General features: G+C 32.9%; 14 protein-coding genes. 2 read left to right on the top strand and 12 right to left on the bottom strand.

Features of this window, described 5'->3' with window-relative positions; all coding sequences use genetic code 11:
• Positions 1-2: 2 nt before the first annotated feature.
• From EV143_RS13955 to EV143_RS13940, 4 genes are all read right to left on the bottom strand, one after another.
• Positions 3-752 (bottom strand): shikimate dehydrogenase family protein, encoded by a 750-nt coding sequence (locus EV143_RS13955; protein ID WP_133508558.1) that lies wholly within the window; start codon positions 750-752, stop codon positions 3-5.
• Positions 753-2,150, bottom strand: a complete 1,398-nt coding sequence (locus tag EV143_RS13950; RefSeq protein WP_133508557.1) for a tetratricopeptide repeat protein — start codon at positions 2,148-2,150, stop codon at positions 753-755.
• A 165-nt stretch (positions 2,151-2,315) separates the two neighbouring features.
• Positions 2,316-3,512 (bottom strand): aspartate aminotransferase family protein, encoded by a 1,197-nt coding sequence (locus EV143_RS13945; RefSeq protein WP_133508556.1) that lies wholly within the window; start codon positions 3,510-3,512, stop codon positions 2,316-2,318.
• Between the two features lie 96 nt (positions 3,513-3,608).
• Positions 3,609-5,276: an OstA-like protein gene (locus EV143_RS13940; protein WP_133508555.1), complete on the bottom strand. Its 1,668-nt coding sequence runs from the start codon at positions 5,274-5,276 to the stop codon at positions 3,609-3,611.
• A gap of 351 nt (positions 5,277-5,627) precedes the next feature.
• Here EV143_RS13940 and EV143_RS13935 point away from each other — a divergent pair, with 351 nt between their 5' ends.
• Positions 5,628-7,499, top strand: coding sequence for an alpha-amylase family glycosyl hydrolase (locus tag EV143_RS13935; RefSeq protein ID WP_133508554.1), 1,872 nt, complete (start codon positions 5,628-5,630; stop codon positions 7,497-7,499).
• Between the two features lie 82 nt (positions 7,500-7,581).
• Here EV143_RS13935 and EV143_RS13930 read toward each other — a convergent pair whose 3' ends face one another.
• The 7 genes from EV143_RS13930 to rsfS form a co-directional block, all read right to left on the bottom strand.
• Complete coding sequence (locus EV143_RS13930) at positions 7,582-8,367, bottom strand: superoxide dismutase (RefSeq protein ID WP_133508553.1); 786 nt, start codon at positions 8,365-8,367, stop codon at positions 7,582-7,584.
• Between the two features lie 8 nt (positions 8,368-8,375).
• Complete coding sequence (locus EV143_RS13925; RefSeq protein ID WP_133508552.1) at positions 8,376-8,645, bottom strand: acyl-CoA-binding protein; 270 nt, start codon at positions 8,643-8,645, stop codon at positions 8,376-8,378.
• Positions 8,646-9,299, bottom strand: a complete 654-nt coding sequence (locus EV143_RS13920) for a phosphatidylserine decarboxylase family protein (RefSeq protein ID WP_133508551.1) — start codon at positions 9,297-9,299, stop codon at positions 8,646-8,648.
• A complete protein-coding gene (locus tag EV143_RS13915) occupies positions 9,289-10,176 on the bottom strand; it encodes a phosphatidate cytidylyltransferase (RefSeq protein WP_133508550.1) in 888 nt (295 codons plus the stop codon). Before EV143_RS13915 ends, EV143_RS13920 begins: the two co-directional genes overlap by 11 nt.
• Position 10,177: 1 nt before the next feature.
• Positions 10,178-10,783 carry a lactate utilization protein B/C gene (locus tag EV143_RS13910; RefSeq protein ID WP_133508549.1) on the bottom strand — a complete coding sequence of 202 codons (606 nt, stop codon included), beginning with the start codon at positions 10,781-10,783 and terminating at the stop codon, positions 10,178-10,180.
• A 116-nt stretch (positions 10,784-10,899) separates the two neighbouring features.
• The gene (gene ftsH / locus EV143_RS13905; RefSeq protein WP_133508548.1) at positions 10,900-12,825 is read right to left on the bottom strand and encodes an ATP-dependent zinc metalloprotease FtsH; all 1,926 of its coding nucleotides are present in this window, start codon (positions 12,823-12,825) and stop codon (positions 10,900-10,902) included.
• 15 nt (positions 12,826-12,840) lie between these two features.
• A complete protein-coding gene (gene rsfS, locus EV143_RS13900; protein WP_012024667.1) occupies positions 12,841-13,212 on the bottom strand; it encodes a ribosome silencing factor in 372 nt (123 codons plus the stop codon).
• Positions 13,213-13,305: 93 nt separating this feature from the next.
• Between rsfS and EV143_RS13895 the strand changes: the two genes are divergently transcribed.
• Positions 13,306-14,037, top strand: coding sequence for a biotin--[acetyl-CoA-carboxylase] ligase (locus tag EV143_RS13895; RefSeq protein WP_133508547.1), 732 nt, complete (start codon positions 13,306-13,308; stop codon positions 14,035-14,037).
• A 223-nt stretch (positions 14,038-14,260) separates the two neighbouring features.
• On the opposite strand, the gene EV143_RS13890 is transcribed toward EV143_RS13895, so the two are convergent.
• Positions 14,261-14,653, bottom strand: coding sequence for an SRPBCC family protein (locus tag EV143_RS13890; RefSeq protein WP_133508546.1), 393 nt, complete (start codon positions 14,651-14,653; stop codon positions 14,261-14,263).
• Positions 14,654-14,841 lie beyond the last annotated feature (188 nt).

Here is a 14,841-nt window from a genome sequence, read left to right as displayed (position 1 = left end):
TTTTACTTATTCCATATTTTCCACGCTTTTTCGGCTTGAAAAATAAGCATATCGTAACCATTTTTTATTGTTGCTCCGTTTGCCTTAGCATTCTTTAGAAATTGTGTTTCTTCAGGATTATAGATTAAATCGTAGGCAATGTGTTTATCCGTAAAAAACTCATACGGAATATTAGGACAAGCTTCAATATTTGGGCTCGTACCAACAGGAGTACAATTGATTATAATTTGAAAATTATCAAAAGTAGTGGCATTTATTAAATCATAATCTATGATGTTTTCCTTTGCTTCTCTTGACACAAAAGTATATAGAATACCAAGTTCGTCAAGAGCAAAAGCAACACCTTTTGATGCGCCGCCCGTACCTAAAATTAACGCTTTTTTATGATGTGGTTCTAACAACGGTTTTAATGATTTTTTGAAACCATAATAATCCGTGTTATAACCTTTTAATTTTCCTTTTTTGGTAAATTTGATTGTATTAACGGCTCCAATTAAGGCCGCTTTTTTTGAAAGTTTATCTAAGAAAGGAATGATTTGTTCCTTGTAAGGAATCGTTACATTTAAGCCGGTTAAGTCCGGATTGTTTTTTAATAATCCTTCAAAATGACTGATTTCAGCAATATCGAAGTTTTCATAGGTATTTCCTAAAAAAACTTCATTATTGAATTTTTCAGTAAAATATCCTTTCGAAAAAGAATAACTAATATTACGACCTAATAAGCCAAAACGCCTTCTTAAAACATCAACCATTTATTCTTTTCTATGTTTTTCAATATAATTTCTAACCGTTTTTTTTGACCATACAACCGGGAATAAATCTTCGATTAAAATATAATTATCAAAGTTTAAACGTAATCCGTTGCTTAGGTGAAATTTAGCTTTTGTATTGTCCTGAATCATAAAATACAATCCAGCCAGACGATATTCGATTTCGTTTTCTTCCGGAAAATATTCTGTAGCTTGTAATAAGGTTTGAATTGCACTTTCAAATTCTCCTAGAAACTGAAGAATATCAACCCAAAACAACCATGTGTCTAATTGATAATCACCAAATTCTACCGCTTTTCTGTATCCAAATTCAGCTTCTTCAAAAAAGTTCATTTGTTTGTTTATCGTTGCATAACGTTTCCAGTACAAACGATTTTGATTGTCAATTGCCAATGCTTTATTGACAAAAAACAATGCTTTTTGAAAGTTTTTTTGACGAACATGAAAATCGGTAATCGCAATCCAGCCTTTATCCAGAAGCGGATCTTCATGAACAGTTTGATTATAATACTGAAGAGCTTTTACAGAATTGCCAAGTTTTTCATAGCATTTTCCAATACGCAACAACGCATAAGAAGTTGCATCGTCTAACTCAATCGTACGGTTGTAGCTTTCAATGGCTTCACTGTATTTTTTAAGACGCTCGTATGCTTTTGCTTTTTCCATAAATGCACCTAAAAACTCATCGTCAATTAGGGTTGCATAATCAAAAGCGCGAATTGCATTTTCATATTCTTTTACGCCATAATGCAAACGACCAAGCTGATGCCAGGCGATTTCGCTATATGGGTTTTTATTGATGTAATCATTAAGATATAAAATAGCTTCCTGGTTTTGATCTAAAAATTCAAAACAATACACCACGTTATACAATGCCGACTGATCTTCTAAATCTTCTTCAAGACATTTTATAAAACTGTCTTTTGCCATCTCAAGGTTATCCATAAAAAGATACTCCATTCCAATCAAGTTGTACACGTCAGCATAATCGTCCGTATATTGCAAGGCAATTTTAAGTAATTCTACTGCTTTTTCGTGTTGATCTCTTTTAGAACAAATATTAGCTTTTTGGATATAAATTTCCTCGTTGTTAGGTTCAATTGCATACAACTCATTCAAAAGCTTTTCAGCAATGTCGAGTTTGTCATCGTAAACCAACATTTCTACTTGTACTAATTTTAAGCCTGTAGATTTTGGATGTTGATCTAACGCAAGTTTTAAGGCCTTTTTTGCTAAATTAGCCTTGCCTATATCTAAATAATGAAGAATAATTTCTTCAAATTCTTCAGAATCAAAAAAGAGTACTTTGTTAGTTTTTAACATAGACTCAAATTTGGATAGGGATAGGTTATAATCTTCTTCTTCGTTGCTTAATTGCATACTTTCTATATTTGAAATTAGCCTGTTATAAATTTAGGCAACCATATTCTTATGAGCGGAAAGGAAATTAATTGTTTTGAACAATTTAATTAACAATATGGACAGAATTTCGATTCTGTTTTTAAACTTTAATCTCTTGAAATATAAAAGATTAATTTGAATATTTTAAACTTTTTTTTCTTTTTTCAGGATTTCATCCATAACGTTGAGAATTATAGCACAACCTTCTTTTATTTCTTGTTCAGAAATTGTTAACGGTGGTGTTATTCTTATGGCGCATCCCTCAAAGAGTAACCAAAACAAAATCAACCCTTTATCCTGACAATTCAAAATAACTTCATTCGTTATTTCTGCTGTTTCTGTCATGGCTGCAAGCATTAATCCTTTTCCTCTAACTTCCTTTATCAAAGGATGTACCAAAAGCGATCTAAAGAGTTTTTCCTTGTCTAATGCTTCCTGCATTAAATTAGTTTCAGTTAATTCCTTCAAAGTAGCCAAACAAGCTGACGCAATGACAGGATGGCCTCCAAAAGTCGTTATATGACCTAGTTTAGGGTTTTCGGTTAAAAGATCCATTTTTTCTGCCGAAGCTGTAAAAGCACCAACCGGCATTCCGCCACCCATGCCTTTTCCCATCACCACAATATCCGGAACAACGTCGTAATTTTGAAAACCAAAAAGTTTTCCCGTTCTGCCAAAGCCAGGCTGAATTTCATCTACAATCATCATAGCGCCAACTTCATCACATCTTTTACGTACTTTTTGTAAAAAGTTATCCTGAGGCTGAATAAATCCGGCACCTCCCTGAATAGTTTCTAATAAAATTGCTGCTGTTCTGGTTGTTATTTTTTGTAAATCTTCTTCGTTGTTAAAGGTAATAAAATCTACGTCGGGCAACAAAGGACGAAAAGCCTGTTTACGTTCTTCAAATCCCATAACACTCATAGATCCCATTGTGTTGCCATGATAGGCATTATGACAAGAAATCAATTGGCTACGGCCAGTCGTTCTTTTGGCTAATTTTAATGCACCTTCTATAGCCTCTGTACCTGAATTGACTAAATACGTTTTATTTAAAGATTCCGGTAGGAGTGAAGCCAATAATTTGCAATATTCAACAGCAGGACTTTGTGAATATTCCCCGTAAACCATTACGTGCGAATATTTATCCAACTGATCTTTAATGGCCTGATTAACTCTCGGGTGTTGATGTCCGAGTGTGCAAGCCGAAACTCCGGCAACAAAATCTAAATATTTTTTATCGTTTGTATCGTAAATATAAGAGCCAATAGCATGAGAAACTTCCATGCCCAAAGGATAGGGAGAAGTTTGTGCCTGATATTTTATAAAATCTGAATTCATTTTTTTTGAGGTTCAAAGTAACAAAGGTACTATCCCGATGTTTCGGGGCTGAGTTTTTGGTTTCACGTTATTGAAAACCTAGACTGAAACCGATAACTACTTTTTAGTTTTCGTATTTGTCTTTGTACTGGTTTTTACAGCCGGTTTCTTTTTGTCGTAATCACGGGTTTCTTTCCTGACTTTCATCGGAACGTTTTCTTTTGCTTCTTCAACTTTCCCTTCCTTGATCAATTTGTCATTCATCTCATTATCTTCGGCAGAAAAAATATCATCTTTCGACTTTATTCGTTCGTCGCCACGCCAGACTAAACCTCGTAATTTACGCGCATTCTCCGGTAAATCAGCTTCAGGAAAAATATCACCGTCTACTTTATTGAAAAAAGTTATGGTTTCAACCGCATTATTTTCTAAAATAAGATGGATTTTACTACTTACATTTTTATTAATTCCGATGAGTTCTTTGGTGTCATTCCGCATATAATAAATTACTTCGGTATTTTTGATGACATCAACATCATGCAATTTCCCGTCCCTAAATTTCCCAAATAAATTGAGCCCTTTTACCTGATTAAATCCCGTTCCGAGGGTGTCCCGCGAGACCATAAAAGTATTATTGAGTACTTTTAAAGAATCTATTTTCTGGGTCTTAGTGTCGCCAATTAAATGCATAACGTCGCCGGTAATTTGGTTTTCGCCATTCCAAAGAATCGGATTTCCGATTAGTTTGGTCAAAGCCGTTTTAGAATTCGAATGAATCGAATCACATTTTCCGCTCATGTCTACTTTAAAAAAGCGAACATTATTATAAGCTCTCAAAATTCGTTCACCTTCTTTTCCGGTAACCATTAATTTTTTTCCGTGAATATAAACCGAATCATTTTCTACAAAATTGATAGCAACCGCTCTTTTGGTCACAAACATCGAATCTTTTAGTTTATAAACTTCCGCATAATGGCCTTTTACAACTCCGCGATTAATAGAATCGGTAATTTTTACATTTCGGGTAGCCGATGCAAATTCTGTATTTCGATTATAATATAAACTATCACCTTCTATGAGTCGATCGTCATATTTTATATAAGATCTCCTGAGAAAATGCGCCAGGTTTTTCTTCGTATCATAAAAACCTTTTTCGGTATAAATATAATTGGCTTTACTTGTAATCGTCGAAGGACCAAATAAATAAGTATGCCCGGAATTACTGTAATAATCTAAATGATTTGACTTTACAACGTATTTAGGATTTGTTAGCGTCACTTCAGTCAAAAACTGAAACTTCTTTTCGGCAACATAATATCTTCCTGATTTACTTACAAGTGTATTGTCTTTATTTACGATAGTTCCTTTTGAGTTGTAAAAAACCTGCTGAACATTTCGGTCAAAATTAATCGTATCGGTTTGCAAAGTCGCATCAGGCGAAGTCATTACCGCATCTCCGGTTGCAAATGCTTTTTTCAGATTTCCGTTATATTCTGCATATTTACTGTTTAAATATAAAGTATCACCCTGAACCAACTGTACATTACCAAAGGCTTTCAGATAATTCTCTTTTTGAAAAAAATAAGCCTTATTGCAAGTTAATACAACACCATCATGATTTACTTTTACGTTTCCTGTCAGTAAAAGAGCATCTGGCATTAATTCCTGATTGACATCAGAATAATCGGCATTTTCTACAATGATTTTTTTTGGCGCTTGCGCAAAAATGCCTGAAACACTTAATAGAAGCAAACAATAAGATATGAAAAAGAGTGATTTCTTCAATTGATTAAATTTTTGTCAAATTTATGAAAAAGGATACAACCTTTATTGATATTAGGATTAATTTATATTTTTTTATAAAGGTTTAAAAGTTCAGACTGACAAAGGCTCAAAGGTGAATAATCTAAAATTAAAAAACCTTTGTCTCTTTGAACCTTTGCACCTATGGACCTTTCCTAAGTTATGAACAAAATCCAGAACTCTTTCGTTGTAGTTTGATTTTATTTAGAGAAATCAGGACAAAATGAGATTAGTTTCAATTGAGTTTTAAAAATTAGTTTAAATTTAAAAAATGATTCTAAATTTTTGATTTAATCTTTAATTGAAAAACAGAATCATCTTATAAAATGAATTATGGGAAATAAAAGATTGATCGTTGCAGGAATGGCTGCAACCATGCTGTTTTCGGCATGCAAAACCAAAGATTTAAAAATGAATACAGCAAAAGAAGAGATTACAACTGATAAGAAAATTGTAGTTTATCAGGTTTTTACACGTTTATTTGGAAATAAAAATACGACCAACAAACCTTGGGGAACAATTGAAGAAAATGGAGTAGGGAAGTTTAATGATTTTACTGATACAGCACTTCATGAAATTAAAGATTTAGGTGTTACCTACATTTGGTACACAGGCGTTCCGCATCATGCTTTAGTGCATGATTACACGGCATACGGAATTTCAAATGATGATCCGGAAGTGGTAAAAGGACGCGCAGGATCGCCTTATGCCGTAAAAGATTATTATAATGTAAATCCTGATCTGGCTGTAAATCCTGCAAATAGATTACAAGAATTTGAAGCTTTGATTGCCCGCACTCACAAAGCAGGATTAAAGTTAATTATAGACATTGTACCCAATCATATTGCCCGTAAATATGAAGGAAAAAGCAATCCGGAAGGCATTAGAGATTTTGGAGCCGATGACAATGTAAATGTAGAATACGACCGAAATAATAATTTCTACTATATTCCAAATCAACATTTTCAGATTCCTGATGGAGATCATCCGTTAAACGGAGAAAAAAATGCTCTTGTTGATGGTTTTTTTGATGAAAACCCAGCAAAATGGACAGGAAATGGCTCGCGTAAAATTAAACCGGATCAAAATGATTGGTATGAAACCGTGAAAGTTAATTACGGAATTCGTCCCGACGGTTCTAAAGATTTTCCGGAACTTCCATCTAGTTTTGACCAAAAGTCATATCAGGAACATTTTGCTTTCTGGCAGGATAAAGACGTTCCTGATTCCTGGAAAAAATTTAAATCTATTGCTTTATACTGGACAGCGAAGGGTGTTGATGGTTTCCGATATGATATGGCTGAAATGGTTCCGTATGAATTTTGGAGTTATATGAATTCGGCAATTAAAATGAAAAATCCCAATGCTTTTTTATTGGCTGAAGTTTATAATCCAAATGAATATCGAAATTACATTCGTTTAGGAAAAATGGATTATTTATATGATAAAGTAGAAACGTACGATAAACTGAAAGATGTTATCCGTGGAAAATCTTCTCCGGATGGATTATCAGATATTCAAAAAGGAATGGCAGATATCGAACATCATATGCTGCATTTTTTAGACAATCATGACGAACAGCGTTTGGCAAGCCCTGAATTTGCCGGAACTCCTGAACGAGGTAAGCCTTTAATGGTAGTTTCAACAACAATAAGCACATCGCCAACAATGGTTTATTTTGGCCAGGAAGTAGGAGAGGCAGGAAATGAAAATGCAGGTTTCGGAACCCGATCCAGAACTTCTATCTTTGATTATATTGGAGTTCCAAATCATCAGCGTTGGATGAACGATGGAAAATTTGACGGCGGAAAGCTTTCAGAATCAGAGAAAAGTTTACGTGATTTTTACAAACGCTTATTGAATTTCTCAATTAACAGTTCAGCCTTAATGGGGAGTTTTCAGGAAATTCAATCTGCGAATCGTCAAAATAATGCTGGTTACGATGACTCGATTTATTCTTACGTGCGATGGTCGCAAAATCAAAAACTGATAATTGTTGCGAATTTTTCTTCTGAAAAAATAAGTGAATTTGATTTGAAAATTCCTTCTGACATTATTTCAAAATGGAATTTAAAAGATGGAAATTATCAATTAACAGATCAACTCTATTTGAAGAACGCAGTTCAATTAAATGTACAAAACGGACAAGGAATAGCAAAAGTAAAAATAATGCCGTCAGAATCTTTTATTTACGAACTTAAATAATAATCACAGTCGAACGGAGTCGGCAACAATTTATATTTCAAAACAAAAAAGCTGATACTTAATTTGTATCAGCTTTTTGTTTTTATACTTTTTTAACTTTCTTTAATGCTTCGACGTAGTTCTCGTTTACTTTATCCCAATTTATATGCTGATAAAAAGCATCAATATAACTTCCTTTTCTGTTTTGATAGTCGAGATAATAGGCATGTTCCCATAAATCAATTCCTAAAATTGGAGTTCCGGGAATCAAAGCATTTTTCATTAACGGATTATCTTGATTGTCTGTTGTAGTAACTTGCAGTTTTCCAAGTTTATCCACCACAAGCCAAACCCAGCCAGAACCGAATTGTTTTGTAGCCTGACCTTTAAACTGAGTGGTAAGATTGCTAAAAGAACCAAATTCTTTATCTATAGCACCTGCTAAAGTGTCTTTAGGAGTTTGTTCTTTTTTTGGCGTTAGAATATTGAAATATAAAGTATGATTGTAATATCCTCCTGCATTTTGACGAAGTTTAGCATTATTGAGATCCATTTTTTTTAAAATATCTTCAATAGGCATATTCTCATATTCAGTAGATACAATTTCTTTATTCAGGTTATTAGTATACGATACATAATGTTTAGAATAATGCGTTTCTAAAGTAAGAGAACGAATTTCGGGTGCCAGGCCATCATAAGCAAAAGGCAATTTTGTAATACCAAATGATCCGGCCTCTGCTTTTACATCATCAGGAGAACCAATAGTTATTTTTTCTTCTTTTGTAGGTAAAGGAACCTCGACAACTTCAGTTAGCTTATTATTATCATTACAAGAAAACAAAACTAAGAATGAAGCCAAAATTGTCAATCGAAAGATATTTTTCTTCATAATATAAATTATTTTAATGTTAGAGAATTAATTATGGCAATGTAATTTTCTTTTGCTTCATCAACCGAAATATGACTAATCTGCATCCATGCATTTGTTTTAAAAGCATCACGCAAATCAAAATTTTCAGATTGATTGTATACAGCGGTTCCAAAAGTTGCCTGTTTGTAATTCGCATAAAGTCTTAACTGCACATCTTGTGGCAGCGAAGCCTGAGTCATTTTTAAAGCAGTTTCTACGGCTTCTAAAAAGCGAGTATCTAAATCTTTTACAGTCATTTAAGCTTTTGTAGCAATAATAGTTTTACCTCCAATTGCTTTTTGGTTTAATTCTACATTAATAGGCGTGCCTAAAGGTAAAAATAAATCTACTCTTGAACCAAATTTTATAAAACCAGCATCAGTTCCTTGTACAACCTGCATACCTTCCTGAGCATAATTTACAATTCTACGTGCTAAAGCACCAGCGATTTGTCTGTATAAGATTTGTCCAAAAGTTTCATTTTCAATAACAACCGTAGTTCTTTCATTTTCCTCACTTGCTTTTGGATGCCATGCAACCAAAAATTTCCCCGGATGATATTTACTGAATTTTATAATACCGTCCATAGCATAACGTGTTACGTGAACGTTTATTGGTGACATAAAGATAGAAACCTGTAAACGTTTATCTTTAAAAAATTCACCTTCATATACTTCTTCAATAACCACAACTTTCCCATCTACAGGAGCAAGAATGTGGTTGCTTTCTCTTATTGCGATTCTTTTCGGATTTCTGAAAAATTGCAAAATAATAATCAAAATCACTACACCGGCAATTTGCACAAGCATTCTTAGCCAAGTGATATCAATGAATTTGTCAGCAATTAAAAGTACAGCAACAGCAAAAACAGTACCTAATAAAATGGATGGGCCTCCCTCTTTATGAAACATAATATAAAATTTGATAAAATAAATATATAACTGGTGCTACAAATATAACACTATCTAATCGATCTAGAACACCTCCGTGCCCGGGCATTATCGAGCCGCTGTCTTTTACGCCTGCAACTCTTTTAAATTTAGATTCAATCAAGTCTCCAATCGTTCCAAAAATGCTAACGATTAGTGCGATTATCATCCATATTAAAATAGATTGTTCACTAAATTCAGGATTTGGACGAATATAGAATTTAGAAATTAAAAAGCCTGCAAGAGCAGCAAATACAACTCCGCCAAGAAAACCTTCTATGGTTTTTTTAGGTGAAATTCGTTCGAATAATTTATGTTTTCCTATTGATTTTCCAACCAGATAAGCAAAAGTATCATTGGTCCAGATAAGAATAAATAATCCTATAATAATTTTAGGATTATAAGCTGCAATGCCAAAAGAAATTTTTGTGATAAAAAGAAAAGGCAGCATTACATATCCAATAAGATAGATGTATTTGGATACTTTGCTTATACTTTGTGTATCATCAAATAAAAAGACAATGCATTTTACAGAGACAAGTAAAGTGATTATTAGTAATACAGAGAATAATTTATCTGTATCAACTGTAATTAAAATGTTTTCTTTTAGAAGACTACTAATAAATGCTTCCGTTTCAGTTTGATAAAAACTAATCAAAGAAACTGTTGTATAAAAAAGAGAAACAAAAAGAATTGCAAAAACTTTATTGATAGCAACTAGGTTACAGAATTCATAAGTAGCTATAAGGAGAAAAATACCAAAAAGAATAATGAAGCTTTCTGTAGAAAACAAAATCGAAGTTATTAGTAAAGCAATATAAACAGCACCAGAAATGGTTCTCTTGAGTGTTTCGTTCATCTTAAAGGTCCTCTAAAAGCAATAAATATAAGTTCTTTGCAACACTTCCGTATTGTGTAAAATCTTCTTCTTTTGCTTTTTCGAAATATTTTATTGTAGTAATATTAGAAGGAATATCTCTTTCGTACTTGCGTTTTATAGCACTTAGGCCATCGCTTTTCATGGGCTGCATTTGGCTTGTTGTAGCAATTATAACAATGTTTGCAGGCAACTCGTTTGGTTTATCTTGTCGAATCTGTTTTGATGAAAATAAAATAGATCCTTCATCTGCAATAAGATTTTCGCAAGTAGCCAATAAAAATTTAGGGTTTCTTGGTGAAATATAAATTAATTTGTTCTCCTCTAATAAGTGAAAAAGTCCTGGTTCATAACATAAAACTTCATTTTCGAACCAATCGTTTTCTTCTAATATATTTTCAAACTGTTCAGCTACTTCTTGTTTGTTTTCACAATACAAAAATTTACCGCCATTTTTTTTAAAATTAAAAATGAATCGTTCATCTATGGATAAATGACTATCCTGAGTTGAAGTACCGGCGTATACACTTTCGTTTTCTTCATCAGAAGCAGAATCGCTTGAACCAAATATTTTTTTGAAAAAATTCATTTTTTATATGAAATACTTTACATGTTAATTGAAAACGTTCAAAGATAAAAAAATCTTAATTCAAAAGCCTGTTTTGAATTAAGATTTTAAAAAATATTACGTATTTATTGAATAATTTACGAAACCACTTCTTCCAAATTTTTGTCAAAAGTACGTTTTCCGAAAATTGCTTCTAAGTCATCTTTAAAAATAACTTCTTTTTCAATTAGGATATTAGCAAGCTGATCCAGCTTATCTTTGTTTTCTTCTAAAATTTGAATAGCTCTTTGGTATTGACCTTCAATTAATTCTGAAATTTCTTTATCAATAACTTTTGCAGTCTCGTCAGAATATGGTTTAGAAAAGTTGTATTCACTTTGTCCGCTTGAATCATAATAAGTAACATTTCCGATTTTATCATTCAAACCATAAATCGTTACCATCGCACGAGCCTGGCGTGTTACTTTTTCTAAATCGCTTAATGCTCCTGTAGAAATTCTGTCAAAAGTTACTTTTTCAGCAGCTCTTCCACCCATAGTAGCACACATTTCGTCTAACATTTGATCTGTTCTTACGATTTGTCTTTCTTCTGGTAAATACCATGCAGCTCCTAAACTTTGCCCACGAGGAACAATTGTTACTTTAATAAGTGGTGCAGCATGCTCTAACATCCAGCTTACAGTTGCGTGTCCTGCTTCGTGTATTGCAATTGCTCTTTTTTCTTCTGGAGTAATAATTTTGTTTTTCTTTTCCAGACCACCAATAATTCTGTCAACGGCGTCAAGGAAATCCTGTCTGTCAACAGCAGTTTTATTGTTACGTGCAGCAATTAAAGCAGCTTCGTTACAAACATTAGCAATATCAGCACCCGAGAAACCTGGAGTTTGTTTTGCAAGGAAATCTAAATCAAGACCTTCAACTTTTTTAATAGGAGCTAAGTGTACTTTAAAGATTTCTGCTCTTTCACGAATGTCTGGTAAGTCAACAAAAATTTGTCTGTCAAAACGACCGGCACGCATTAAAGCTTTATCAAGAACATCAGCTCTATTGGTTGCAGCTAGAACAATTACGTTTGAGTTTGTACCAAAACCATCCATTTCTGTCAATAATTGGTTCAGAGTATTTTCTCTTTCGTCATTTCCGCCTGACATATTGCTTTTTCCTCTTGCTCTACCAACAGCATCAATTTCATCGATGAAGATAATAGCAGGAGATTTTTCTTTGGCTTGTTTAAACAAATCACGTACACGTGAAGCACCAACACCTACAAACATCTCAACAAAATCAGAACCTGATAATGAAAAGAACGGAACCTGAGCTTCACCGGCAACAGCTTTTGCAAGCAATGTTTTACCAGTTCCCGGAGGTCCTACGAGAAGTGCTCCTTTAGGAATTTTACCTCCCAGATTGGTGTATTTTTCAGGATTTTTAAGGAATTCTACAATTTCTTGTATTTCTTCTTTTGCACCTTCTAAACCGGCAACATCTTTAAACGTAGTTTTAATATCTGTTTTTTCATCAAACAGTTTAGCTTTAGATTTTCCAATATTGAAAATTTGTCCGCCACCGCCACCAGCGCCGCCTGACATTTTACGCATAATGAAAATCCATACACCGATAATGATGATGATTGGAAGCAGACTAATTAAAATATCGCTCCAGTTATTTTTTTGAAGAAAGTTAAAATCTTTCAGTTTTCCTTCACCAACTGCTTTTTCCAGTTTAGTTTGAAAAATCTGATCATTACCAATTTCTAAAGTATAGTGTGGTCCTTTATTTTCATTTTTAAAAATATCTTTCGATACTTTTTCATTTGCTTTATCTTTAAGAGCAGCAGCAGTTAAATATACTTCAGCTTCAGCTTTATTGTAAACGATAACTTTTTCAATTTGTCCTTTTTCTAATAAAACGTTGAATTTAGAAGAAGTTAATTGAGCAGGTTCGCTTAAGTTTGATCCTCCGGTTGCAAAACTTATAAATAAAAAAACTAAAAGTATTGCTGTATATATTAACCAAGGACTTATTTTAAATTTACTCGGATTTGGATTATTATCTTTAGCCATTAGAAAAAATTTTCTTTAGTATTTGTTTTCGATTGTAGTTATTTTGGCGTCACCCCAAAGGCTTTCGATATTATAGTATTCGCGAATATGTTTCTGGAAAACGTGTACAACAATGTGCACATAATCCATAAGAACCCATTCCGCGTTATCGGTTCCTTCTACATGCCACGGTTTATCTTTTAAATCTTTGGATACTGTTTTTTGAATTGAGTTTACAATGGCGTTAACCTGAGTATTAGAACTTCCGTTGCAAATTACGAAATAGTCACAAACAGCCGTGTCTATATCTCTTAAATCAAGAATATCGATATCATTTCCCTTTACTTCTTCAATTCCTTTTATTATGTTCGCCAATAGAACATCATTGTTAATAGTCTTTTTCGCCATGAATTATTTTATATGATTTTGTAAAGTTACCAATTTTTGTGATTAATTTTGAACCTTAACAAAATATTAAATTAAGTATAATAAATTATTTGAATGAAACTAATCAAACTCGATGCCATAGATTCTACAAACGACTTTCTCAAGGCTTTAGCGAGTAAAGACGAGCTTGATAATTTTACTGTGGTAACAGCTGAAAATCAGACAAAAGGCAAGGGGCAAATGGGGGCTAAATGGGAGTCTGAATCAGGTAAAAACTTAATTATGAGTGCCTTGGTAAAGGATTTTCTCTTTAGTAATGAAGAGGTTTTCAATTTAAGTATAATAACTTCTCTGGCCGTTATTGAAACATTAAAAACATTAGATATTCCTAATTTATGTATAAAATGGCCTAACGACATTATGTCATACAATAAAAAAGTCGGTGGCATACTTATCGAAAATACATTAAAAAGTGATGGCAGAATCGTGTCAGTAGTTGGAATCGGACTAAATGTCAATCAAACAAATTTTGAACATTTACCCAATGCCTCATCGTTGGCAGTAATTGCAGGAAGCGATTTTGATAAGAATATCTTACCGGTATTAATTATCGATAAAATCAAACAGAAAATCGAATTATGGGAAACCAATTCTGCTATTTTTTGGCAGGAATATTTTAATTCATTATTCCGAAAAGGAGTTCCAATGCCATTCAAAAATCAAAGTTCTGGTCAAAACTTTATGGGCATTATTCAAGGCGTTTCACCAATCGGTAAAATACAAATTTTGCTTGAAGATGATTCGGTTAATGAATTTGATATTAAGGAAGTTCAAATGCTTTATTGAGTAAGGTTCTGAGGTACTGAGTTGCTAAGGTTCTGAGGTTTTTAAAAATAATCTCGCATAGTAGCAAAGTTTAATTTTCTTAACGCCTTTGCTAGTAATAAGTCTACAGAATCTACTCAAATCTGTAAAATCTGCATCAAATAAAAAAGGCCCGATTTAATCGGACCTTATAATTTTATATAATTCGAGAATTAATAATTAACAATTCACCATTAATAATTAATTAAAGTTTTGTCATATTGTTAGCCAAAGTTTCAATGAATTTGCTGATTGGCCCTTTGATCATCATTGCCATCATCGCGTTAAATTCTCCTTCAAATAACAACTGAACATCACTTGATGCGTCAGAAACACTTTCGATGTTCGAAACTAGTGTAAACGGAAGTTTATCACTTGCAGCTCCCAAAACAATTTTGCTTGGTGCTACTTTTTCTTTCATTTTTAGTTTGATTTCCGGCATGCCTTTCAATCCAAAAATAAAAGCATCTTCGCCTATTACTTCAAATTTAGCGATGTTATCCGGCATTAATTTTTCAAAATTCTTTACATCACTCAATAAATCAAATAAATCTTGAGCTGATTTCTGAACAGTAACTTTTGGACTTTCTAAGTTCATATATTATTTTTTTATTTGTCTATCTAATTGTTTTTACCGAAAAGTCAATTTAAATTCCAATTTTTAAATTCCAAAATGAGCGAAGCGAATTTTTCTAAAATCTAAAATCTAAAATCTAAAATCTAAAATCTAAAATCTAAAATCTAAAATCTAAAATCTAAAATTACTCCTCTTCCTGCAGCCAAGTC

The sequence above is a fragment of the Flavobacterium chryseum genome, from assembly GCF_004362015.1.
GTDB lineage: Bacteria > Bacteroidota > Bacteroidia > Flavobacteriales > Flavobacteriaceae > Flavobacterium.
The sequence above is the reverse complement of the archived record's forward strand: the minus strand, read 5'-3'. Positions and strand labels throughout refer to the sequence as shown.

What these genes read in the sequence shown, in the direction of transcription:
- EV143_RS13955 (WP_133508558.1), bottom strand. Translation starts at nt 752, where the DNA reads ATGGTTGATGTTTTAAGAAGGCGTTTTGGCTTATTAGGTCGTAATATT.
- EV143_RS13950 (WP_133508557.1), bottom strand. Translation starts at nt 2,150, where the DNA reads ATGCAATTAAGCAACGAAGAAGAAGATTATAACCTATCCCTATCCAAA.
- EV143_RS13945 (WP_133508556.1), bottom strand. Translation starts at nt 3,512, where the DNA reads ATGAATTCAGATTTTATAAAATATCAGGCACAAACTTCTCCCTATCCT.
- EV143_RS13935 (WP_133508554.1), top strand. Translation starts at nt 5,628, where the DNA reads ATGGGAAATAAAAGATTGATCGTTGCAGGAATGGCTGCAACCATGCTG.
- EV143_RS13930 (WP_133508553.1), bottom strand. Translation starts at nt 8,367, where the DNA reads ATGAAGAAAAATATCTTTCGATTGACAATTTTGGCTTCATTCTTAGTT.
- EV143_RS13925 (WP_133508552.1), bottom strand. Translation starts at nt 8,645, where the DNA reads ATGACTGTAAAAGATTTAGATACTCGCTTTTTAGAAGCCGTAGAAACT.
- EV143_RS13920 (WP_133508551.1), bottom strand. Translation starts at nt 9,299, where the DNA reads ATGTTTCATAAAGAGGGAGGCCCATCCATTTTATTAGGTACTGTTTTT.
- EV143_RS13915 (WP_133508550.1), bottom strand. Translation starts at nt 10,176, where the DNA reads ATGAACGAAACACTCAAGAGAACCATTTCTGGTGCTGTTTATATTGCT.
- EV143_RS13910 (WP_133508549.1), bottom strand. Translation starts at nt 10,783, where the DNA reads ATGAATTTTTTCAAAAAAATATTTGGTTCAAGCGATTCTGCTTCTGAT.
- ftsH (WP_133508548.1), bottom strand. Translation starts at nt 12,825, where the DNA reads ATGGCTAAAGATAATAATCCAAATCCGAGTAAATTTAAAATAAGTCCT.
- rsfS (WP_012024667.1), bottom strand. Translation starts at nt 13,212, where the DNA reads ATGGCGAAAAAGACTATTAACAATGATGTTCTATTGGCGAACATAATA.
- EV143_RS13895 (WP_133508547.1), top strand. Translation starts at nt 13,306, where the DNA reads ATGAAACTAATCAAACTCGATGCCATAGATTCTACAAACGACTTTCTC.
- EV143_RS13890 (WP_133508546.1), bottom strand. Translation starts at nt 14,653, where the DNA reads ATGAACTTAGAAAGTCCAAAAGTTACTGTTCAGAAATCAGCTCAAGAT.